The organism is Nostoc sp. CCY 9925 (assembly GCF_963920935.1).
GTDB lineage: Bacteria > Cyanobacteriota > Cyanobacteriia > Cyanobacteriales > Nostocaceae > Nostoc.
On sequence record NZ_CAWUDO010000067.1, the window covers coordinates 1 to 23,609 of the forward strand.

Consider the following 23,609-nt stretch of genomic DNA (forward strand, 5'->3'; position numbering starts at 1 on the left):
ACAAAGGTGCAGGTCGATGCAACAAAGGTGCAGGTCGATGCAACAAAGGTGCAAGTTGATACATCAAAGGTGCAGGTCGATGCATCAAAGGTGCAGGTCGATGCATCAAAGGTGCAGGTCAAGAAACGTCTAATTTGTAAGCAACCTTGGCGAGGTCATAAGCTAAAGCAAAAGCCATTTCATAGCCTTCTTCTTCCTCAATTAACCCGCGTGTTACTAACCCCGCTAACCAGTTACAACCTACACGTCGCCAAACTGTGTGGCGGGCAGGAATAGAAACAAAAGCCCGTGTATCATCGTTAAAGCCAGCAGTGTTATAAAGTCCGGCTGTTTCCATTACTTGATTGAAGTACCGTTCCATTCCATTCATACTGTCGTGAAACCACCAAGGCGGTCCCAGCAAGACTGCGGGATAATGACCGGCTAGGGGAGCTAGTTCGCGGCTATAAGTGCTTTCATCCAATCCAAACAGGATTAAGTGAAAGTCCTTATGATTCCCGTAGGCTGACAACAACGGGTGCAAATTTTCCGTCCACTCTATTTTCAAGGGAATATCAGCACCTTTATCAGACCCAAACCGCTCAAAGACAGCTGAATTATGGTTACGCATAATACCGCAATGCATTTGCATCACCAGACCATCTTCTACGCTCATCCTAGCCATTTCCATGAACATATGACCGGTAAAACGCTCTGCATCACCGGGATTTAGCTTATTGGCTAATGCTCTAGCAAAGATAGCTTCTGCTTCTTGGTCGGTAAGATGATTGGTATAAGGTGTAGCTGCACTATGGTCAGTAGCTGTGGCGCCCATTTCTTTAAAAAAGGCTCGACGTTCTTCTAGAGTTTGCACAAAAGCAGCATAATTGCTAATTTCTCGCCCAACAGTACTTTCGAGCTTCGCTAGATTTTCCCGCCAACCAGGAGTATCTAGGTTAACTACTGCATCTGGTCGAAAGGTAGGTTTGATCTGAGTAAAACCTTGTTGGTGTAGCGATTGATGGTATTCAAGAGTGTCACTAGCCGCATCGGTAGTGCAAAGGACTTCAATATTAAACTTTTTAAATAAAGCACGAGGTGAGAACTCAGGTAACAATAACAGCTTTTCCAGATAATCATAGATATGTCCGGCATTGCGAGAATTTAAAGGCTCATCCACCCCAAAGACGTTAGTGAGTTCGTCTTTCAGCCACAACCCAGAAGGAGTACCTTGGAATAAGTAAAAATGGTCGGCGAAAAGCTGCCAGATTTTGCGGTGGTCGGTTTCGATTGGTGAACCATCGCGGCTAGGTATGCCTAAAGCTGACAAAGGTACGCCCCGACTATAGAGCATCCGGAAAATATAGTGGTCAGGAATAATCAATAATTGCGTTGGCGAACCAAAACGCGCTGCTGGATTAGCTAGCAAGGCTGGGTCTACGTGTCCGTGGGGACAGACCAGCGGTAGAGTAGATATGCTGTCAAAAAATTGACGCGCTAGTTGTCTTTGAATTGGTTCTGGAGCGAAACAGCGATCGCCAGATAAACTCCACTTTTTCGTCAACATATTTTTTATCCAAAGTTCAAAAATTTAGTCATTATTCCTAACCAGCTGAAAATGGGCATTTAGTATTGAGCATTGGGCACTTGTCCTGAGCAACTTGCCCTGACTTGTGCTGAGCGTAGCCGTTGGCGCAGCCTCTCGTAGAGAAGTATTGGGCTTGGGGTACGGGGCATTGGGCATCCTGTATTGGGACTGCTGTTAGCCCATTAACAGTTACGAATTCTCTTCCTTGAGCGAATGCAGCAGTACTACCTCGCTTTACTAGAAAAGGTGATAAAACAAGATTTTCCACACTTTTTTCTTCTAAACTTTTTTCTTCTAATAAGTCGAGTAACATTTGCATAGCCAAGCGACCAATTTGCAACATTGGTTGGCAAACTGTCGTCAGTGACGGCGTTACATAACGACAAAGAGCAATATCGTCAAATCCAACCAAACTTAAATCTTGCGGTACTGAAATATTTAATTCCTGGCAAGCTAAGAGAGCGCCAACTGCTACCATGTCGTTGTAACAAAATATGCCTGTGACGCCAGCGGCAAATAGTTGAGGTAGCATCTTTTTTCCAGTATCAACATCGCTGATTCTGATATTGTCTTCATCACTAATTGCCACCCAATCGCTATTTTGCGGTAAACCAGCTTCTCTCAAAGCTGTGCGATATCCTTCTAGGCGTAGCTGGTTTGACTGACTGCGATCGCCCACACCCAAATAACCAATAGCCGTGTGTCCCAAACTTATCAGATGCTCTACCGCCAATCGACCGCCTAAAAAATCATCCACTGTGACTGTGTGAAATGTTTCAGGTTGATCTTCTGTCTGACTATTAATCAAAACTATTGGTACAGCAATTTCTCCTAGTTGATTTGTATTATTTTGATTAATCCGTGAATCAGTGACTAATATTCCGTCCACTCTGCGACGATGAAAATTATCAATAGCTGCTATTTCCTGCTCGAAATCCCGGTGTGAAGCAGTTAAGAAAACACTCAAACCTGCCGTTCTCGCTACCTGTTCAATTCCCTCTACCACCTCAGCGTAAAAGGGATCTGCAATTGAAGTCACCACTACCCCAACAGTATTAGTGCGTTGATTTTGCAAGCTTTGAGCGATGGCGTTCGGTACATAGTTCATTTCCCGCGCTATTTTCTTAATTTCCTCTCTCACCTTCGGGCTAATTAGAGAGTTATCTCGCAAAGCACGCGAAACTGTAGAATGAGAAACGCCTGCTCTACGAGCAATATCTTCAATTGAAACTTTTCGTTTCTTCATAATCTTACCATATTTAATGCAAACGTGTGCATTATAATTTTAATTATTAGCAAAGTTGAGTCATCTGTCAATGTATTTACTCTGTAACCAAGCACAAAACTTGAGTTAAGGAGAAAGTGTAACAAAAAGTTAGCTAAAACTTTGTTGTTTCAAAAATAAATATTCCGGTTGAGTGACTTGAGAGCAGATTTCCAGCAAATTGGAGTACACCATCTAAATCTGGTACTAAGCAAACAGAGGATCTTATTCTGAATTCTGACTTCTGACTCTGATATAACTGAGCTTTTTTTGTAAAACTATGAGCGACAAGTCAATGATTATCATCATTATGGGTGTTTCTGGAGCTGGCAAAACCACCATAGGAAAACTGCTAGCAGATTCTCTAGACTGGCAATTTAGCGACGCTGACGCTTTTCACTCGCCGGAGAATGTTGAGAAAATGCGGTGCGGTATTCCTCTGAGTGAAGCAGACAGAATACCTTGGTTACAAGATTTGCAAACAGCTATTAAAAACTGGCTGCAAGAAAATAAAAATGCGGTGCTAGCGTGTTCCGCTCTTAAAGAAAGCTATCGGCAATTTCTGGTTGTGGATAGCGAACGCATGAAGCTAGTTTACCTTAAAGGTTCTTATGAATTAATTCAAAAGCGCTTGCTAGAGCGTCATAACCACTATATGAGCGATAAACTGTTAGACAGCCAGTTTAATACTCTAGAAGAACCATTAGACACTATATATATAGATGCCATCGAGACACCCCAGGTAATTGTCCAAAACATCAGAACAGCTTTAGGAATTTAGCATCTGTGGGCGTATTACCTGGGAGCATCAAAAGAAACACAATGTTAGCTTATATCTCCATAAAGGAAAATTAATCACCTCTGTGCGAAAACACATCTAAAACAAATATAAACTAATCGCATTATTGTAGTCATAGAAGGAAAGTGATGTTTCTAAGATTAGCGCAACAATATCAGGAAGTCGTTCAAGACTTAGTAATGAGCTTGCAAGCTTTATCAATTGCACTTGAGAAATGTGGTTATACTACATCTTGTTATACGTGTGGCAACCAAATCAAGAGTGCTTCATTTATGGTTAGCTTAACAGACAAGCACCTGATTCGATTTTTAGTGTCTGATTACGGTATTACTTGGATGGAAATCTTGGATGACCGCGAATTAATGAAGTTAGAGGGTGCAGAAGCAATCAATCAATTGCGGGAGTTGTCGGATATTGTCAAGTATCCAGAGCAACAAATTGACATTGTTAACTATCGACAGCAGAAAATTCATCTAGCCAAGTAAGCAGGGCGGCCACATCATGTCAATAAGCAAAGTATATTGTCAATAGAGTTATAAATAATGTCATTAACTCTTACTTATTGCGAAAATTTTAGGCGATCGCTTTGGTATAAGGTCATTGCTACCGACAACGCACGGGCAGCGTGAGTAATTGATAGACAGGTTATGCAAAAAAACTTAACACACACTTTTGCACACGTGTGCAAAACTAAATATATAGAGTTTATGCACACCTGTGCATGGATGAATTCCAAAAGTTTTATCTAACATGACAACTTAGATCCAGTAAAAGTAGGAAAATATGTCTCAAACTCTAAATCATTCAATCCAAGAAGCTCAAAACAATCCTTTGCATTCACTAGAAGAATGGGAAGAAGACTTACTCCATCGCTATCCCGATCCAAACAGCATAGTTAAAGAAGGTAAAACTGTTGAAGCCTATAGAAATTACGAAACAACTACTAGAGATACAGTCCAAGAATTTTACCGCTTAAATCATATTAATCAAACATATGATTTTGTACTACAAAAAAAATCAGAGTTTTTAAAGTTTGACAAAAAAGAAATGACTGTTTGGGATGCGGTAGAATTTCTGAATCAATTAGTTGATGATTCAGATCCTGATACAGACTTAGACCAATTACAACATTTGTTGCAAACATCAGAAGCTATTCGCGCTGATGGTCATCCTGATTGGATGGTGCTAACAGGTTTCTTTCATGATATGGGGAAAGTGCTGTGTTTATTTGGCGAACCCCAATGGGCAACTGTCGGCGATACCTATCCTGTAGGTTGTGCATTTTCAGAGAAAATTGTTTTCTCTGAGTTTTTCAAAGATAATCGCGATCGCCATAACCCGAAATATAACACTAAATATGGTATCTACAAACCCAATTGTGGATTGAGTAATGTACACATGTCATGGGGACATGATGAGTATTTCTATAGTATGATGAAACCTTACTTGCCCGAAGCTGCATTGTACATCCTTCGCTATCACTCATTTTATCCTCAACATCGTGAGAACGCCTACGAGCATTTGATGGATAAACACGATGAAGAAATGTTTAAATGGGTGAAGTTATTCAATCCCTACGATTTGTATTCCAAAAATCCCAATCCTCCTGATTGGCAAAAACTTAAACCATACTACGAAGACTTAGTGGCTAAATATTTACCACCAACCTTAAAATTTTAAATTTCTGACGCCACAAAACCAGAGATTTTGGTTCCTGATTGAGTTTCTCAAGATTGCGATGATTTTTTATTCGTCATTGTCAGCAAAAATTTTTCTCCAAGCTTCAATCTAAGGGAATATTTTTCAAGTCAGAATGGCATAATTTGTGTCTGTAATACTATCAAAACTGTAGAAATATCTTTAGTTTACAGCCAATTGCTCGATTTTTTGGGATTATCTAGTCAACTGAAATAAGCGCAAAGCTAATCATTGCGTCCATTCTTTGATATCAAAATCTTTCTGTGCCTTCTCAAGTTTCCTTCGCGGTTGACTTTGACAAAGCCATCGCCGAATTTTGGCGATCGCATTCATCTTGGCATCAGAAATCATCAAAATTTACTCATCTGACATCATATTACATTGAAATGAAAAACACTTCTTAATTTTGTAAACTTCGATAAAGTAAATTAATTTTTGGGAAAAATCCACGATAAAATGAAAAGCCAAATAACAAAAGAAGTTTGAAGTTTGATCGCCTAAAATTCTTTGAATTTTAGTAAACAAATTTTTTCAGACTAACCAGTTTCAAATAAAATTTTCCCAAAAAACAAAAAACTGGATTTGTGAATTATTGTAACGTTCAGTATTTTGCTTTAATAAGCAAAAACTTAATTTAGTGTGACTAATAGCAAGAACTCAAATAACATCAGACTGCCAATAGAGGTTTGAGTTTAACTTGCCAAAGCGAGAAGTGACACTAAATGCTGAAGGTGTCAATGATTTTATGATCTTGCGGATTTATATTCTGCTAATTTCCCTCAAGTTCAAAAGCATTGTTGGATTATAGATGAATATGAAAAAAGTTTGTTTATTAGCTAGCATATTAAGTCTTGTTGGGACTGCGGTTGTGGGTTGTAATAGCACTCCAAACAATAGCACCGCTACCGATAATACTACTAATACTGCTATTAACACGAGTTTAGAGAATAAAGGATTGCAAACAATTGGCATTACCTTGGGCGATTTAGGTAATCCCTTTTATCTAGCAGTGCAGAAGGGAGCTGAACAACAAGCAAAAAAAATTGGGGATATCAGAGTTAATACAGTTTCCAGTGGCTTCGATCTGAACCAACAAGCCAACCAAATCGAAAATTTCACAGCGGCGAATACCGATCTAATTATCCTGAGTGCGGTTGACAAAAAAGGAGTTAAACCAGCGATCGATCAAGCGAGGAGCGCAGGTAGGATAGTGATTGCAGTAGATTCAGCCGTTGATGCAGACGTGGATGCGATGATTAGCTCTAATAATATCCAAGCTGGAGAGATTGCTTGCAAGTATATTAGCGATCGCCTCAACGGCAAAGGTAATGTAGTTATTCTCAACGGTACACCGATGGACTCAATTAATCAGCGAGTCAGTGGCTGTAAGAGTTCCTTAGCCAAATATCCAGATATCAAAATCATCTCAGACCAGAACGCAGAAGGGACAAGGGATGGCGGACTAAGAGTCATGACTGACGTGCTGACAACCTTTGGCAAAATCGATGCTGTTTTTGCCACCAACGACCAAAGCGGCGTCGGCGCAGATTTAGCAGCCAGACAAGCAAGACGTAAAGAATTTTTTATTGTTGGGGTTGATGGTTCGCCAGATGCAATCAAAGCAATGGAAGACAAAGACGGTGTATTTGTTGCAACTGCCGCTCAAGATCCCGCAAGGATGGCACAAAAAGCCGTCGAGGTTGGCAACGATGTCATCCAAGGCAAAAAACTCAGTAATTCTGAGATTCTTGTTCCAGTCAAGTTGGTCACCCGCGATAACCTTGGTAGCTACAAAGGGTGGTAGTGGGGGCAGGGGGGAGATGGGGAAGCAGGGGGAGCAGGGGGAGAATAACTCCTAACTCTTGTAGAGACGCGATTAATCGCGTCTCTACTCACCACTCCCATTGCCCCATGCCCAATGCCCCATTCAGATTTTTTTTAAGAGGAGAGATATGAATTTAAAAAAAATTGCGATCGCAGCGAGTTTAATAAGTCTGGTTGGTGGTACCGTAATTGGTTGCTCAAATGGTTCTGAAAATGGCAATACTGCTACTAATCCCGATCCCAACGCTGCTGGGAACACTGCTACTAATACTAGCGCCCAAAGTAAGGATGGGAAATTGCGATCGGTAGCTTTCACCGCTGGAGATTTAAGTAACCCCTTCTTCGTCTTGATGGGGCAAGAAATTGAAGCCACAGCCAAAAAAATCGGCGGTAATGATGTCAGGACAACCGTAGTTTCCAGTGCCTATGACCTCAACCAACAAGCCAACCAAATCGAAAACTTCACTGCGTCGAATACTGACATTATTATCCTGAATGCTGCTGATAAAAGTGGTATTAAGCCAGCAGTGGAAAAAGCTAAAGAAGCGGGCAGAATTGTGATTGCAGTAGATACGGGTGCTGAAGGCGGTGTAGATGCCACGGTTACGACTAATAATGTGCAAGCTGGAGAAGTTGGTTGTCAATATATTGCTGACCGCCTCAAAGGCAAAGGTAATGTAGTAATTCTCAATGGGCCTCAGGTAGACTCCGTGATTCAGCGAGTCAGTGGTTGCGAGAAAGTATTGGCCAAATATCCCGATCTCAAACTCCTCTCCAAAGACCAGAATGGAGAAGGCAGTCGGGATGGTGGACTGAGAGTCATGACTGATTTGCTGACAACCTTTCCCAAAATTGATGCTGTGTTTGCGATCAACGATCCCAGTGGAGTGGGAGCAGAACTAGCAGCCAACCAAGCACAACGTAAAGACTTCTTTATTGTTGGCGTCGATGGTGCGCCAGAAGCCATTAAAGCGATCGCTGCCAAAGATAGTATATATGCAGCAACAGCGACTCAAAATCCGCGAGGCATGGCAGCAAAAGCAGTCGAAGTTGGCAACGACATTTTGAACGGTAAAAAACCCCAGTCACCCACAATTTTGATTCCAGTCAAACTGATCACCAAAGATAACGTCAGCACAGAAAAAGGTTGGTAAATGGGGAATGGGGAAAATAACTCCTAACTCTTGTACAGACGCGATTAATCGCGTCTCTACTCACCACTCCCATTGCCCATTGCCCAATGCCCATTGCCCATTATTTTTACAGGAGTTACTCATGACCAGAAGTATTGAAACCTCCTTTCCTGAAGCACCAACCGCCGCCCCTGTATTAGAAATGCAAGGGATTGCCAAACGATTTCATGGTGTACCTGCTCTGCAAAATGTGAATCTCACAATTTATCCCGGAGAAGTTCATGCCCTCATGGGCGAAAACGGAGCAGGCAAAAGCACATTGATGAAAATTCTCGCCGGGGCTTATATTGCCGATGAAGGCGAGATTCGCATCAATGGTAGCCCCGTGAAAATTACCGATCCAGCTTCAGCACGCAAAGCGGGGATTAACCTGATTTATCAAGAACTGAATGTCGCACCCAACTTAACCGTTACCGAAAATATTTTTATGGGTAGCGAGTTGCAGCGGGGTCAGTTCTTAGACCGCAAAGCTATGGAAGAGGAAGCACGGCTAGTACTCCAAAGCCTGGGAGCAAATTTTACAGCCAATACCATAGTTGGCACCTTATCCATCGCCGAACAGCAGCAGGTAGAAATTGCCAGGGCGCTGAAAGACAAAAGTCGGGTTTTGGTGATGGATGAGCCGACAGCAGCCTTATCTGACCGCGAGACTGAGCGTTTATTTCAAGTCATTCGCAGACTGCGAGACGATGGCATTGCCATTATCTACATTAGTCATCGCATGGAAGAAATATATGCATTGGCTGACCGAATTAGCGTGCTGCGCGATGGTCAATACATCGGTAGTCTCACACGGGATGAAATTTCTGCCCAGCGGTTAGTGCAGATGATGGTTGGTCGTTCGATGCAAGACTTTTACGAACATCAACGCCAAACCAATCCCGGCCCAGTGGTGTTGGAAGTCCGAAATATTAGCGACGGACGCAAGATTGAACCGGCTAGTTTTCAAATTCGCGCTGGTGAGATCCTTGGTTTAGCAGGATTGGTAGGTGCAGGGCGCACAGAAGTATCCCGACTGATTTTTGGTGCCGATCGCAAGGCCAGTGGTGAAGTCTTCCTGAATGGCGTGAAACTGAATATTAATAGTCCCAGTGACGCCATTGCTGCCGGTATCGGCTACGTCCCCGAAGACCGCAAAGACCAGGGTTTATTTCTGGAAATGAGTTCCCGCAAGAATATTGCCCTGAACACACTCAAACAGGATGCCAAGGCTGGGGTTGTCAACTGGGGTTCAGTCAATCGGTTGGCGACCTCAGCGGTGGAAGATTTCAATATCCGACTGGCTAATTTGGAAATCAGAGCCGTGGATCTTTCTGGTGGCAATCAGCAGAAGCTACTATTAGCGCGTTGGCTGGCCATCAAACCAAGAGTCATCATGCTCGATGAGCCGACACGGGGCGTAGATATCGGCGCCAAGAGCGAGATTTACCGAATTATCAGCGAGTTAGCAGCCCAAGGCGTTGCTATTTTAATGGTTTCCAGCGAATTACCAGAAATCGTTGGCATGAGCGATCGCGTTTTGGTAATGCGAGAAGGACAGCTAGTGGGCGAACTCGACGACAGTCCCGGTAAAGAAATTACCCAAGAAAAGATTATGCATTATGCAACAGGAGCATCGGGAGTAGCAGAATCATGAGTCAAACAGTAAGACCTACTAATAGAAATAAAGTCGGCAACAATCCAAATGCCCGCCAACCGAGATCCATTGCCACCTTCCTGGAAGTTGCAGGTATTTTACCAATACTCGTACTTATCTGTATCTTATTTACCTTTCTTTCTCCCAACTTCCTCACAGGCGGTAACCTCGTCAATATCTTACGGCAAGCATCTATTAACATTGTCCTAGCCACAGGCATGACCTTCGTGATTCTCACCGGAGGCATTGATTTGTCTGTGGGGTCAATGTTGGCTGTTTCTGCCGTAGTTGCCTTACTTGTATCCCTACTTCCGGCTATAGGTTGGGCGGCTTTGCCTGCTGGTTTATTGGCAGGATTGCTTTTGGGCTTACTCAACGGCGCTTTGATCACCTTTTTGGACGTGCCACCTTTTATTGTCACATTGGGTTCACTGACTGCTTTGCGGGGTGTTGCCTATTTGATTGCCAAGGGAACAACAATTATTAACCGTGATATCAACTTTGCTTGGATCGGTAATAGCTATATCGGTCCTCTTCCTTGGTTAGTCATAATTGCGTTACTGACTGTAGGAGCTAGTTGGTTTGTACTGCGACAGACCGTTTTAGGAGTGCAAATCTACGCTGTGGGTGGTAACGAACGGGCAGCAAGATTAACTGGGATTAAAGTTAATCGGGTGTTGCTGTTTGTTTATGGCGTGAGTGGATTGCTATCAGGCTTGGCAGGTATCATGAGTGCCAGCCGTCTTTATAGTGCTAGTGGCTTATTGGGTCAAGGTTATGAATTAGATGCGATCGCAGCTGTAATTTTAGGTGGAACTAGTTTTACAGGCGGGATTGGCACAATTGGCGGTACTCTTCTTGGTGCATTAATCATTGCTGTCCTCAACAATGGTTTAACTCTGTTGAACATGTCTTTCTTCTGGCAACTAGTTGTTAAAGGGCTAGTAATTATCGTTGCCGTGATGATTGATCGACTCCGCAGACGTTCTAGACGATAGAAAGATAAAAGTTAAAAGTAAGAATTCACGAGTCAGAAGAGTTGAAAAATCAATGTTTATATATCTGCTTGATTTTGGTAAAATTATCAAGCTTGGGTATCTAAACCTTATTAATTCCAGATTCTGAATTCTTACGTAAAAAGTAAAATCCAATAAATAAATTTAGGCACTTCATAACTATTTTTATTTATTCTTGAGCTTGCCTTTTTATTTACTTTTTAAAATTCCATAAATTAGCAACACAACATTTTCCTACTTTTTTTTCATCAATCTGCATTTTAGTCTGCGAATCTACATTCTCCAGAACAATAATCATACAACAACCAAATATAAAATTTCGCTTCAGTAAATCAGTAATAAGATGGAAATTATCAAGACCGCTCTTTGCTCTTATGGATTGTCAGGGAAGGTATTTCATGCACCATTTATAAATCTGCATCCCGGATTTGAATTAATAGGTTCCTGGGAAAGAAGCAAAAAGCTAATACAGGAAGATTATCCTGATGTCAAAAGCTATTCTTCCTTAGAAGCTTTGATCGGAGATGAGCAAGTTGAATTAATAGTAGTAAATACGCCTACTTATACTCATTATGAGTATAGCAAAGAGGCTTTAATTGCAGGTAAACACGTAGTAGTAGAGAAAGCATTTACTACAACAGTAACAGAAGCAAAAGAACTCAAAAAATTAGCACAAGAAAAGCAAAAAAAATTATCTGTGTATCAAAATCGGAGGTGGGATAGTGATTTTCAAACAGTAAAAACAATTATCCAGTTAGGCTTATTGGGAGATATTATTGAAGCTGAATTTCATTTTGCTCGATACAAACCAACACTTAGCCATAAACAACATGTAGAACTTCCCGGACCGGGAGCGGGAATCATTAAAGATTTAGGGCCGCACTTAATAGACCAAGCTTTGCATTTATTTGGAATGCCTAATGCTGTTTTCGCAGACATGCGAATCACCAGGGCAGGATCACAGATAGATGATTATTTTGAGTTGATACTTTACTACGAGAAGCTGCGTGTAAAGTTGAAAGCTAGTTTCCTGGTGCGGGAACCTGTGCCGTCGTACATCATACATGGTACAAAAGGTTCTTTTCTCAAAAGCAGAGCTGATGCACAAGAAGACAAGTTACGGGCTGGTATGAAGCCTAACACTTATGACTGGTACACAGAGCCTGAAAGTGAATATGGCTTGTTGCACACAGAAAAAGACGGAAAAGTAATCCGAGAAAAAGTCAAAAGTTCACAGGGTAGTTATTTAGGCTACTACGATGAGGTTTACAAATCAATTGTCCATGGCCAGCCAATTCCCGTAACTGCCGAAGACGGAATTAATGTGATGCAGATTATAGAAGCGGCTATTAAAAGCAACAACGAGCAAAAAGTAATCGCAGTTTGAAGAAGAATTCAGAATTCAGAAATTTATCTGGACGTTAATTGATGGTTTCGTCATCAGGATTCAAAATCTAGAATCCTGACCGGAGCAACGGAAACGTCTGCGGCTTTGCTCCTGACTCGTGAATTTTGATCGGAGGTGGAGTGTCGGCGGCTTTGCTCCTGACCACAGATTTTTACTCATATCTGATTTCAAACAATACTACATCCAATGCTGAAAAATTTTTTGTACAGTTTTCCACTGCTCTTATTGTCATGCCCAGCAGTTTGGGCGATACCTTTGGAGGATAATTCAAATACCACAGATGCTAGCTTTAGCACCTTGCAGGGACAAGTCACCTCAGTCTCTCAGTTTTCCGATGTCCAGCCGACTGATTGGGCATTTCAAGCACTACAATCGCTGGTGGAACGCTACGGTTGCATTGCAGGTTATCCCAATTCCACCTATCGTGGTAACCGTGCTTTAACTCGTTACGAATTTGCCGCAGGTTTGAATGCTTGTTTGGATCGAGTTAATGAGTTAATTGCTACAGCTACTGGCGATTTAGTCAGTAAGGAAAACTTGGCAGTGCTGCAAAAATTACAGGAAGACTTTGCGGCAGAACTGGCTACTCTGCGCGGGCGGGTGGATACTTTAGAGGCACGTACAGCCACACTAGAGGCGCAGCAGTTTTCTACTACTACCAGGTTGAACGCTCAAATTATTACTGCTATTACCGACACTTTTGGCGATCGGGTAGGAGGCGATCGCGATGAATCCAACGCCATCTTTGCTACTCGCGGTCGTCTGAACTTGGAAAGTAGTTTCACAGGTAAAGATTTGTTGCGAGTCCGGCTGGAATTTGGCAACTTTGCTAATTCTAATGGCTCAAGCCAAATTGCGGCGGCCAGTGGTACAGGGATGACACGCCTAAACTTCGACAACGACAGCAACAATTCACTGATCATTCCCCACATTCGTTACTACTTCCCGGTGAGTGATTCCCTTTCCTTCGTTGTCGGCCCTGTAGGCATTGGTTACAACGACATCACAGACAACGTAACCCCTGCTACTATTGGCGATGATGGCAACGGAATTCCCTCACTATTTGGCAAGAACAGTTTTCTCTTCGAGCGGGGTGGCGGTGGTGCAGCCGTCAACTGGAGTATCAGAAAGGACTTGGTTCTGACTGTGGGCTACTTAGCAAATAGTCCCAATAACCCAACACAGAACAATGGGTTATTTGATGGCGGTTACAATGCTCTTGCTCATCTAGTGTATTACGGCAAACAAGGGGCTATTGGTGTCGCCTATTCTCATGGCTATAATCCTGCTGGCACTGTTGATGTCACAGGCAAAAGAGGTAGTGCCCTATCAAGCGCTCCCTTTGGCAACAACATTGCCACTTCCAACAGCATTGTCGGCGCTCAAGGATACTATCGCTTTTCGCCGAATTTCCAGATTCACGGTTGGGGTGGATATATTTGGGCAACTGCTGAGAGTTCTGGTTTGAGTGATGTTTCCAATGGTAGGGCTGGAACAGATTCTCTGTTTGTGAACAATGGCGATAATGCCAATGCCTGGTTTGGGGCGATCGGCTTGTCGTTTCCAGATGTGGGAGGTAAGGGAAACCTGCCAGGAATTCTCTTTGGTTTGCCACCGCGGATCTCTAACAGTGATGTCCGTGAAGAATCGGACAACGCTTACCACATCGAAGCATTTTATCGCTTACGAATGAACGACCACATCTCCGTGACTCCTGGTTTTTGGGTGATTCTCAACCCCGAAAACAATAGCGAAAATAATACTCAGTATGTGGGAGTAATTCGCACAACCTTCGATTTTTAAATTTAAAAAAGGGAGTGTGGGAGGTGTGAGAAGCTTTTTTTTCGAGGAGTGTCAAATTCTTCCAATTCTCTCGATACTCCCCACACTTATTTTTATTAACTAGCTTATATAGGAATCATATTTGATTTTTGAAATATACGTAGGGTGTGTTATGCCGTAGGCTAACGCACCAAAACCTTCGGGTGGTGCGTTACGGAAGCCGTAACACACCCTACACATACTTAGATTTTTTCAGAAATCAAATACTAGTCCTATACATGATTAAAAATTAATTTTTGTTAACTGTCTTAACTGTCTTAACTGTCCTTGCATTTCCATCAAAATTTTGATGAAATTAAAAAGGTTAAGTAACCTGAAACATAACCTTTTTTCGGCGTTGCTGATTTCATCTATGAAAACGATTGTGCATGATATCAAAATCCTTGTAGAGACGCTGCATTGCAACGTCTCTACATCTGGATTCATAGGGCAATTCTTTCTACTGCCCAGTTTGAAATCCACCCAGATACGCTTGTAATTGCTCTGCCACTTCTCTTGTTTGTTGTAGAGAGTTAGATATAGTACTAGACGAATCTGAGGTGTATTTTAAGGTTTCGGTAATGTGTTCGATCGCATCTTTGATCGCCTGGGAAGTTTCTGTTTGAGATGCTGTTGCCGTAAAAATTGATTGTACTAAATGATTCATCTGCCCAGATACTTCTAAAATATCTTCCAGACTAAATTTGGCGTTTTGTACAAGATTTGCTCTTTCTACTATCTCAGTCGTTCCCGATTCTATGGCTTTAACTAAGGCGCCAGTTTCCAATGCCATATCAGTTAAAACGCCTTGAATTTCTTGGGTGGCTTCGGCAGACTGCACAGCTAATTGACCAATTTGTTCTACTACTTTCGCAAAGCCTCGACCTCGATCGCCCATCCATGTGGCTTCAATGCTGGCGTCGCTGGCTAACAAGTTAGTTTGGGTGGCGATTTGCCCAATGGTTGATGCTACATGGGAAATTTTTTGAGAAGATTCACCTAGACTATTGATTTTGTTAGTTATTTGTGCAGTTGTCTGTTGCAAATTTAAGATGCTTTGTGCAGTAAAATCCATTGTTCCTTTGGCTGTTTCTGCTGTGTTAGTAGTAGTGATAACTACTTTCTGTAGTTCTTGAGTGGTATCTACCACTTTTTGAATCCAGAAATTCAGATTATCTACTTCTTGAAGACCATAGGTAATTTGTTCAACTTGTTTGAGTGTTTCATTTCCTATTTGCTGGACAAAATCAGAGTTTTCGCCAAGGAAAACATTGATTTGGTAAGCATTTTGTTGGACTTGAGTAACAATTTGCCACAAAGTGTAAATGATGCTATTAATAACATCAGCTAAGATGCCAACTTCGCCTGTTGGAACTTGAGAGCTAACAGTTAAATCTCCTTGGGATACCTTATTAACATCAGAGATAAGTTGTAGCAGTTGCTGTTGAAGAACTTGTTGACTACGCCTTAATTCTTCTTCTGTTTCCTTGCGCGAAGTGATTTCAGCTAGCACGCCAACAAAGTTGATTGTTTGTCCAAATACATCTGGGACAGGAGAAACCGTTAATTCACACCAGAAGTGACTTCCATCTTTGCGATAACTTTTCAGCACAACTTGGCATTCTCTGGCAGCCTCTATTGCCTGGTCTAATTCTGTAATTGTGTCTGGATCTGTGTCAGACCCTTGGAGAAATTGGTAGCTACATCCCAGTAATTCATCAGATGAATAGCCTGTAATTTTTTCCAAGGCAGCATTGCAAAATATAATTGGATTTCCTGGCTGGCGTGGATCGGTAATGAATATGGCGTTACTCGCTGAAGCGATCGCCCGGTCGCGAAGCCGCAAAACTTTCTGTGCTTGCTCAAGTTCAGCTACTAGACTCGCTTGTTCTAAAGCGATGCCAACTTGAATTGCTAATTGTTTAAATAAATTAATTTCATATTGTTGCCAATAGCGAGTTGTAGAACACTCGTGGGCACACAATAAACCGACAAGTTGATTGTTATGGATAATCGGTGCAATCAAATTCGCTTTGATTTCAAAACCTTCGAGAATTTCCCGGTGACATTGTGTAAAACCAGCTGCATAAATATCATTGGTAGCTCGGACTCGACCATTTTTGTACATTTCAATATAATTTTCTCGAAATGGGTCATTGACCGTTTTTCCTAAAGTTTTCGTCCAACCTTGGGTAACGGACTCGGCAATGATAGTGCCACTCCAGTCACTATTGAAACGATACATAATCACACGGTCTGTTCTCAATGCTTGACGAACTTCATAAACAGTTGTGTTAATGACATCATCCAATTTCAGCGATCGCCGAATTTTTAGGGTAATTTCTGTAAATAACTGTGAAAGTTTGCCTTGGGCATCTTGCTGTGCTAAAAGCTTTGTTTGGGCAGACAAACGCCGATCTATAAACGAAGTCAGCAGCGCAAAACCGAGAATCACGAATGTGGCAGTACCAATAGAAATACCCAGCAAAGTTAGGGAATCGTTGGTTTTTGCTAGCCCAGATATTGCTGTTGGGTTAGTCGGCATGAATTTAACAGCCGCCATCCCTGTATAATGCATTCCAGCGATCGCTCCTCCCATGAGAAGCGCACTGCCAATCTTTGCCCACCAGCCAGCTGTACTCGTTTGTGCGCGTAAATGAAACGCAATATTGAGTGCTAGAATCGATGCGCCGATGGCGATCGCTAGAGAAAGTAGAAACAGCACTGGGTTATATATGGCGGTTGCTTGCATCTGCATCGCCAGCATTCCGATGTAGTGCATGGAGGCGATACCAATACCCATTAACGTCCCACCAACCAGCAATTGCCAAATGCTTAACACTGGGCGGCTGGCAAGGAAAAGTGCGCCTCCTGAAGCAATGACAGCAGGTAGCATAGAAACCAGCACAATCAACATGTCATAGGTTATTGGTATTGCCATACTGAAAGCTAGCATGGCGACAAAGTGCATCGACCAAATACCGATTCCCATAACCATTGCACCGCCAATTAACCAAGCGACTTTCGCCGATGCTTTAGCTGCTGTCACCCTTGCGGCCAAATCAAGAGCAGTATATGAGGCGAAGACAGCGATCGCAATTGAAAGCGTTATCAGGCGTGGGTCGTAGATGCTACTCATATGAGGGAGTGTGGGAGGTGTGGGAAGTGTGGGAAGTGTGGAGAGATAAGGGAGTGTGGGGGTGTGGGAAGTGTGGGAGGTGTGGGGAGAATAACTCCTCAGTCAACAGTCAACATGCCCAATAAGAATTACAAATTCCCCATAGCTCGACTACTCTCTATATCTGTTTCAGTATCTTAATCAAAAGAGCAATTCGTGATATTCTCATACTTAGATACAAAAAATAAGTATGCAGCTAATACATACTCTATTTGTTTAGGATGAATTAATAATTTATATCAAAAAGTATGCACTGCCAAAGTTTTTGAAACGGGCATTTGTATATTGTTAATTCTAAAGAGTGCTTCCAAACAAACCTAAGTCAAGAAAACGTAATGATATCAACACTTTTGAGCGATCGCTATCGCATTATTAGCGTACTTGGAACTGGTGGATTTTGCGAAACATTCTTAGCCGAAGATACCCAAATGCCTTCGGGACGACGTTGTGTAATTAAGCAACTCAAACCAGTTACCGACAACCCAGAAGTTTACCAGTTGGTACAAAGGCGATTTCAAAGAGAAGCCGCTATTTTAGAAGATCTGGGAGGAGCTAGCAATCAAATTCCCACTCTTTACGCCTACTTTCAAGCAGATGGGCAATTCTACCTCGTACAAGAATGGATTTCTGGACAAACCTTAAACCAACAAGTAAAACAAAACGGTTGTTTTAGCGAAAGTGAAGTAATTCCCATTTTAATCAGTCTGTTGAAACTGCTGGACTTTGTACATAGCAAAGGCATTATTCACCGCGATATTAAACCAGACAATATTATTCTGCGTTCATCTGATGGCAAACCAATTTTAATTGATTTTGGTGCAGTGCGCGAAACAATGGCAACAGTGATGCATTCAGAAGGCACTGTTAGTAATTCAATTATTATTGGTACACCAGGTTTTATGCCTAGCGAGCAAGCAGCAGGGCGTCCAGTTTTTGGCAGTGACTTGTATAGCTTGGCGCTAACAGCTATTTTCTTATTGATGGGGAAATTGCCCCACGAATTGATGACAGATTCTTATACTGGAGAGCATATTTGGAATCGAGATGCCATCAGTCCCAATTTGATGGAAGTTTTAAAAAAAGCAACTCAATTTGATGTTAGGGAGCGCTATTCAAGTGCTAAAGAAATGCTGGATGCTTTGCAAAACATCGCCAATTCAGCTGCACCAAAAGTACCGATGTATAGTCAACTCTCTGCTTTGAGTAATTCTGTGATCCGCTTGCCAGCGCCTCAAAGTAGTAAACAAAATGCTATTTTTATTGGTAGCACTTTAATTGGCGGTGGATTAATCGGTGGGTGCGTGATTATTGGTCTTTTGTTAGCAAACTCTCCCCAATCTGGGACATATCAAGGAGCCACATCTTCCCTAATTCCAAAAACACAAGTTGGAGAAAATTCTTCCTTGTCTCTTCCACCTGGAGCGGCAAATTATCAAATAGGGACAATCCGAGAATCACCAATTACAAACGCTGCTAATTTACCTAATTCTTTTTATTTCGTAGCAAATTCTAGTTTGCCAAATCTGCAAGCTGCCATCAAGCAAGTGAAAATTTTACAATCCCAAGGAATTAGCCAATCAGGAGTGTTTTGGATACCAGATTACCCTAATTTATTAGAGAAAAAAAATTTATTTATAGTTTATATAGCCACCTTTAAAGACCGTCCCAATTGTATTAAGTTTCTCAAAAATTACGGACAAATCAATCCAGAAGCATATTGCGCCTTTGCTAGTAAAGACTTAAATGCACCAATGGCTAAAGTGTCTTTTAAGGAAATAAAGTGAAACAGAATTGAGGATTACGGGGCAAAAGGATCGTACTCAAATATTGACTTAAAGCTACAACCATCCTCCCAATCATTGGGAGGGTTGAAAACAAATCCCACTGCTGGCTTGATATCATCATATTGATTAAAGCCTACAAAAGTGATTGATTCTATATTAGATGACATTAATTAGTGACTAATTCTCTAAAAAGGGTTAGTAGTTTCTGGGACATTAATTTGTCACCGACGACAAATAATTAGTCACTGTACAACAACCCTGAAAATAGGGGTTTTTCGTTAAAGCCAGCAGTCGGATTTGAACCGACGACCTTCCGATTACAAGTCGGATGCACTACCACTGTGCTATGCTGGCAAGTTTTCTGTATGCATTGCTCTCAATGAGCAACCACAATTTCTAATTGTACCATAATGAATGTATTTGTCTAGAGCGATCGCTAAAAAATATCTATACTAGAAAATGGGGAGTAGGGGAAAACCTTTTTGATATTTGGTTGTGTGATTCTTCCGTGATGACTGCTTTGATCGCAAATTAGTCTAGAAAATCTGATATTTTGGCAATATCGCGGTTTTTCCAAGCATAGATGCTTGAATACGCCTTGCAAATGCGACGATCCCCAAAATCAGTGATTGTAATTACAAATAAAGTTGGTAAATTAATATTCATAGCAAAAGCTAACTCAAATCCTGGGCTGGACGCCAAAATATCTGGTACAGTTCTAAAATTGTACTTTTTTGACACGGCTGGGTAAAGAAACAGAATTATATAATTGTTCTTTACACATCACAAGCATGGCAGCGTTGAACGGACGAGATTTATTAAGTCTGGCGGACATCAGTCCAACAGAACTTCAAGAACTTCTGCAATTGGCAACTCAACTTAAAAGCAAACAGCTGAAGTTGCAGTGTAATAAAGTCTTAGGGTTGTTGTTCTCTAAAGCTTCTACTCGCACGCGGGTAAGTTTTACTGTGGCGATGTATCAACTTGGTGGACAGGTAATCGATCTTAACCCCAATGTCACTCAAGTTAGTCGCGGGGAACCTTTGCAGGATACGGCGCGAGTCTTAGATAGATATCTGGATATTTTGGCAATTCGCACTTTTGCACAGCAAGATTTGGAAACTTTTGCTAACTATGCGAAGATTCCGGTGATTAATGCGCTTACCGATGCAGAACATCCCTGTCAGATATTAGCGGATTTATTGACGATTCAAGAAGCTTTTGGCACCCTTGCTGGGTTAACTTTGACCTATGTGGGTGATGGAAATAATGTCGCTAATTCTCTGATGTTGGGCTGTGCTTTGGTGGGAATGAATGTCAGAATTGCCACTCCTAGCGGATATGAACCAGATTCTAAAATTGTAGAACAAGCAAGAGCGATCGCTAATCATAAAACCGAAGTCTTACTCACTCATGACCCAGAATTAGCTGCCAAAGGAAGTGCTGTACTTTATACTGATGTTTGGGCAAGTATGGGACAAGAAGCAGAAGCGGATAACCGTCTGCCTATCTTCCAACCTTACCAAATTTCCGAGCAGCTATTGAGCCTTGCTGAGCCAGAGGCAATTGTTTTACACTGCTTACCAGCCCATCGTGGTGAAGAAATTACTGAAGCAGTTATTGAGGGTTCTCAATCACGAGTTTGGGAACAGGCAGAAAATCGCCTCCACGCCCAAAAAGCTTTGCTTGCTAGTATCTTAGGGGCAGAATGAAGGAAGAGACGCGATTAATCGCGTCTGTACAAAATAGCAATTAATCGCGTCTGTACAAAATATAAGAGTCAGAATTGCGACGTGCGGCTGACTCTTGACGAGTTATTCGGAAAAAATCAAGAATAAATAGGTGAAAGAAAAGAAAAATATTCTTACTTTTGCCTTTAATATTTTTACTTTTCTATTGCCTATGGGGAGTTTTTTGTAGTACTAATGTTCTAGAGACATTTATAATTACTTCCCGCTTTCTTTATGGAACGTCTAACAGAAGCTCAACAAGAACTTTACGAATGGTTGGCAGAATATATCCGAACGCATCAACATTCGCCTTCAATTCGCCAAATGATGCAAGCGATGAATTTGAAGTCACCAGCACCAATTCAAAGTCGTTTAGAACATTTACGTACAAAAGGATATATAGAATGGACTGAAGGCCAAGCAAGAACGATTCGGATTTTGCGTTCTGTTAAACAAGGCATACCAATTTTGGGTACCATCGCTGCTGGTGGTTTAATAGAACCATTTACTGATGCTGTAGATCATTTAGACTTTTCTAATTTCTCGTTACCTCCCCAAACCTACGCTTTGCGAGTAGCTGGCGATAGCATGATTGAAGATTTAATTGCTGATGGCGATGTGGTATTCTTGCGTCCAGTAGCAGAACCAAATCATTTGAAAAATGGCACTATCGTCGCCGCGAGAGTTGATGGATTCGGTACAACATTAAAACGTTTTTATCGTCAAGGCGATCGCGTTACTCTCAAACCAGCAAATTCTAAGTACAATCCCATTGAAGTCAGCGCTATGCAAGTGCAGGTGCAGGGTTCGCTGATTGGTGTTTGGCGGGGGTACAACTGAATTGGGAAATGGGGACTGGGGACTGGGGACTGGGGAAGATGAGGGAGATGGGTAGGCACAGGGAGAATAATAACTCCTCAGTCAACAGTCAACAGTCAACACTCCCAATGTCCAATAATTAAGGTTCATCACCACATTTGTGCTTAACATTTTATGTACCTGACGGCAAATCCAGTGCGCCAACTGCCCACTTTCCGATTAAAAGTACCATTTGCGAGGGAAAGTAAGGGCAGTTATCAAACATCGCAACCATTACCAGGATGTCCAAGAAGACCTCCATCTTTGCAATTACGGCAATATCAGCAAGAAGCGATCGCCAGCTGGTTTGCTAATAATGGTAGAGGGACGCTCAAAATGGCTACTGGTAGTGGTAAAACTATTACGGCATTAGCGATCGCTTGTGAATTATATCAGCAGATTAATTTACAAGTGCTGTTGGTGGTGTGTCCCTACCGTCATCTTGTCACCCAATGGGCGCGAGAATGTGAAAAATTTAATTTGCAACCGATTTTAGCCTTTGAGAATTTACGCACTTGGCAAAGTCAACTTTCCACGCAAATTTATAATCTGCGTTCTGGTTCTCAACGGTTTGTCACCGTTATCACTACGAACTCCACTTTAATTGGAGATGGGTTTCAATCTCAACTCAAATATTTTCCCGCCAAAACTTTAATTATTGGAGATGAAGCACATAATTTAGGCGCACCCAAGTTAGAAGAAAGTTTGCCGCGCCGCGTGGGATTGAGATTAGCTTTATCTGCCACGCCGGAAAGGTATTTTGATGATTTGGGTACGCAATCTTTATTTGATTATTTTGGCCCAGTTCTTCAGCCAGAGTTCACTTTAAGGGATGCGATCGCCTGTGGTGCTTTGGTACATTATCTGTATTATCCTGTGTTGGTGGAGTTAACTGAAGCAGAAAGTATTGCCTATTTAAAGTTAACTAAAAGAATTGGGCGATCGCTACTATATAGAGAACGAGAAAATGGACAAGCAGGAGATTTTGAAGATAATGAAGATTTAAAGCCGTTATTGATGCAAAGGGCAAGGTTAATTGGTGCAGCGGAAAATAAATTAAATGCTTTGCGCGATTTAATGTCAACTCGCCGCGAAACTAGCCACACTCTTTTTTATTGTAGTGATGGTTCCCAAGAGGCGGGACAACGTTCATCGCTACGCCAACTCAAAGCTGTTGCTAAAATTTTGGGAGTAGATTTGGGATATAAGGTAAGCACCTATACGGCTCAAACTTCTTTAGAAGAAAGAGAAATATTACGTCATCAATTTGAAAGTGGAGAATTGCAAGGTTTAGTAGCAATTCGTTGTTTAGATGAAGGTGTTGATATTCCAGCAATTAAAACTGCGGTGATTTTATCAAGTTCTGGTAATCCTCGTCAGTTTATCCAACGACGGGGGCGAGTTTTACGCCCTCATCCTGCGAAAGAACGTGCAACTATATTTGACATGATTGTTTTGCCGCCAGATTTAGATAGAGAAACCATAGAAGTTGAACGCAATCTGTTAAAAAAGGAGTTACGTCGGTTTGTGGAGTTTGCTGATTTGGCTGATAACGCTGGTGAAGCCAGAATGAAATTACTGGATTTACAAAAACGATATGGTTTATTAGATATTTGATGATGAATTAGGGAATAGTTGTATTTTTTTGTAAAATTTTTCGAGTTATGAAAAAAGAAGTATTAAGTATGAAACAATAAAATTATGAGTTTGATCATAATGGGATGTCAGCACCTTTAAAAATTTTACTTACATCCCATTATGATCTAGATTATTTAAAATATATAATAACAGAAAACAATTAAACAATAAAGTATTTTTTCAAATAAAATTAGG

General features: G+C 41.6%; 18 protein-coding genes and 1 tRNA gene. 13 read left to right on the forward strand and 6 right to left on the reverse strand.

Features of this window, described 5'->3' with window-relative positions; genetic code table 11:
- Positions 1-118: 118 nt before the first annotated feature.
- Complete coding sequence (uxaC, locus tag ACM0OY_RS27090) at positions 119-1,546, reverse strand: glucuronate isomerase (RefSeq protein WP_414571884.1); 1,428 nt, start codon at positions 1,544-1,546, stop codon at positions 119-121.
- A 37-nt stretch (positions 1,547-1,583) separates the two neighbouring features.
- Positions 1,584-2,813, reverse strand: coding sequence for a LacI family DNA-binding transcriptional regulator (locus ACM0OY_RS27095; protein ID WP_414571885.1), 1,230 nt, complete (start codon positions 2,811-2,813; stop codon positions 1,584-1,586).
- A gap of 313 nt (positions 2,814-3,126) precedes the next feature.
- Between ACM0OY_RS27095 and ACM0OY_RS27100 the strand changes: the two genes are divergently transcribed.
- The 3 genes from ACM0OY_RS27100 to ACM0OY_RS27110 all read left to right on the forward strand — a co-directional run bounded on the left by ACM0OY_RS27100 (position 3,127) and on the right by ACM0OY_RS27110 (position 5,310).
- The gene (locus tag ACM0OY_RS27100; RefSeq protein WP_414571922.1) at positions 3,127-3,612 is read left to right on the forward strand and encodes a gluconokinase; all 486 of its coding nucleotides are present in this window, start codon (positions 3,127-3,129) and stop codon (positions 3,610-3,612) included.
- Between the two features lie 146 nt (positions 3,613-3,758).
- Positions 3,759-4,115, forward strand: a complete 357-nt coding sequence (locus ACM0OY_RS27105) for a DUF1815 family protein (RefSeq protein ID WP_414571886.1) — start codon at positions 3,759-3,761, stop codon at positions 4,113-4,115.
- Positions 4,116-4,413: 298 nt separating this feature from the next.
- The gene (locus tag ACM0OY_RS27110; RefSeq protein ID WP_414571887.1) at positions 4,414-5,310 is read left to right on the forward strand and encodes an inositol oxygenase family protein; all 897 of its coding nucleotides are present in this window, start codon (positions 4,414-4,416) and stop codon (positions 5,308-5,310) included.
- Between the two features lie 246 nt (positions 5,311-5,556).
- Here the strand turns inward: ACM0OY_RS27110 and ACM0OY_RS27115 are convergent, their stop codons facing one another.
- Positions 5,557-5,679 (reverse strand): hypothetical protein, encoded by a 123-nt coding sequence (locus tag ACM0OY_RS27115; protein WP_414571888.1) that lies wholly within the window; start codon positions 5,677-5,679, stop codon positions 5,557-5,559.
- A gap of 463 nt (positions 5,680-6,142) precedes the next feature.
- Between ACM0OY_RS27115 and ACM0OY_RS27120 the strand changes: the two genes are divergently transcribed.
- The 6 genes from ACM0OY_RS27120 to ACM0OY_RS27145 all read left to right on the forward strand — a co-directional run bounded on the left by ACM0OY_RS27120 (position 6,143) and on the right by ACM0OY_RS27145 (position 14,208).
- The gene (locus ACM0OY_RS27120; protein WP_414571889.1) at positions 6,143-7,132 is read left to right on the forward strand and encodes an ABC transporter substrate-binding protein; all 990 of its coding nucleotides are present in this window, start codon (positions 6,143-6,145) and stop codon (positions 7,130-7,132) included.
- A 148-nt stretch (positions 7,133-7,280) separates the two neighbouring features.
- Positions 7,281-8,306, forward strand: coding sequence for an ABC transporter substrate-binding protein (locus ACM0OY_RS27125; RefSeq protein WP_414571890.1), 1,026 nt, complete (start codon positions 7,281-7,283; stop codon positions 8,304-8,306).
- Positions 8,307-8,427: 121 nt separating this feature from the next.
- On the forward strand, positions 8,428-9,981 hold the full coding sequence (locus tag ACM0OY_RS27130) for a sugar ABC transporter ATP-binding protein (protein ID WP_414571891.1): 1,554 nt from the start codon (positions 8,428-8,430) through the stop codon (positions 9,979-9,981).
- Positions 9,978-10,979 (forward strand): ABC transporter permease subunit, encoded by a 1,002-nt coding sequence (locus ACM0OY_RS27135; protein ID WP_414571892.1) that lies wholly within the window; start codon positions 9,978-9,980, stop codon positions 10,977-10,979. Before ACM0OY_RS27130 ends, ACM0OY_RS27135 begins: the two co-directional genes overlap by 4 nt.
- 361 nt (positions 10,980-11,340) lie before the next feature.
- Positions 11,341-12,384 (forward strand): Gfo/Idh/MocA family oxidoreductase, encoded by a 1,044-nt coding sequence (locus ACM0OY_RS27140; RefSeq protein WP_414571893.1) that lies wholly within the window; start codon positions 11,341-11,343, stop codon positions 12,382-12,384.
- Between the two features lie 207 nt (positions 12,385-12,591).
- Positions 12,592-14,208 (forward strand): iron uptake porin, encoded by a 1,617-nt coding sequence (locus tag ACM0OY_RS27145; protein WP_414571894.1) that lies wholly within the window; start codon positions 12,592-12,594, stop codon positions 14,206-14,208.
- Positions 14,209-14,686: 478 nt separating this feature from the next.
- On the opposite strand, the gene ACM0OY_RS27150 is transcribed toward ACM0OY_RS27145, so the two are convergent.
- The gene (locus ACM0OY_RS27150) at positions 14,687-17,365 is read right to left on the reverse strand and encodes an MHYT domain-containing protein (RefSeq protein ID WP_414571895.1); all 2,679 of its coding nucleotides are present in this window, start codon (positions 17,363-17,365) and stop codon (positions 14,687-14,689) included.
- Between the two features lie 374 nt (positions 17,366-17,739).
- Here ACM0OY_RS27150 and ACM0OY_RS27155 point away from each other — a divergent pair, with 374 nt between their 5' ends.
- Positions 17,740-19,188, forward strand: coding sequence for a protein kinase domain-containing protein (locus ACM0OY_RS27155; RefSeq protein ID WP_414571896.1), 1,449 nt, complete (start codon positions 17,740-17,742; stop codon positions 19,186-19,188).
- A 14-nt stretch (positions 19,189-19,202) separates the two neighbouring features.
- On the opposite strand, the gene ACM0OY_RS27160 is transcribed toward ACM0OY_RS27155, so the two are convergent.
- Together ACM0OY_RS27160 and ACM0OY_RS27165 are read right to left on the reverse strand one after the other, a co-directional pair.
- Positions 19,203-19,355, reverse strand: coding sequence for a hypothetical protein (locus tag ACM0OY_RS27160; RefSeq protein ID WP_414571897.1), 153 nt, complete (start codon positions 19,353-19,355; stop codon positions 19,203-19,205).
- A 115-nt stretch (positions 19,356-19,470) separates the two neighbouring features.
- Positions 19,471-19,542: transfer RNA gene (locus tag ACM0OY_RS27165), tRNA-Thr, on the reverse strand.
- Between the two features lie 437 nt (positions 19,543-19,979).
- Between ACM0OY_RS27165 and argF the strand changes: the two genes are divergently transcribed.
- The 3 genes from argF to ACM0OY_RS27180 all read left to right on the forward strand — a co-directional run bounded on the left by argF (position 19,980) and on the right by ACM0OY_RS27180 (position 23,393).
- Positions 19,980-20,900 carry an ornithine carbamoyltransferase gene (gene argF / locus ACM0OY_RS27170; RefSeq protein ID WP_414571898.1) on the forward strand — a complete coding sequence of 307 codons (921 nt, stop codon included), beginning with the start codon at positions 19,980-19,982 and terminating at the stop codon, positions 20,898-20,900.
- 252 nt (positions 20,901-21,152) lie between these two features.
- Positions 21,153-21,758, forward strand: coding sequence for a transcriptional repressor LexA (gene lexA / locus ACM0OY_RS27175; RefSeq protein ID WP_414571899.1), 606 nt, complete (start codon positions 21,153-21,155; stop codon positions 21,756-21,758).
- Between the two features lie 153 nt (positions 21,759-21,911).
- Positions 21,912-23,393 (forward strand): DNA phosphorothioation system restriction enzyme, encoded by a 1,482-nt coding sequence (locus ACM0OY_RS27180; RefSeq protein ID WP_414571900.1) that lies wholly within the window; start codon positions 21,912-21,914, stop codon positions 23,391-23,393.
- Positions 23,394-23,609 lie beyond the last annotated feature (216 nt).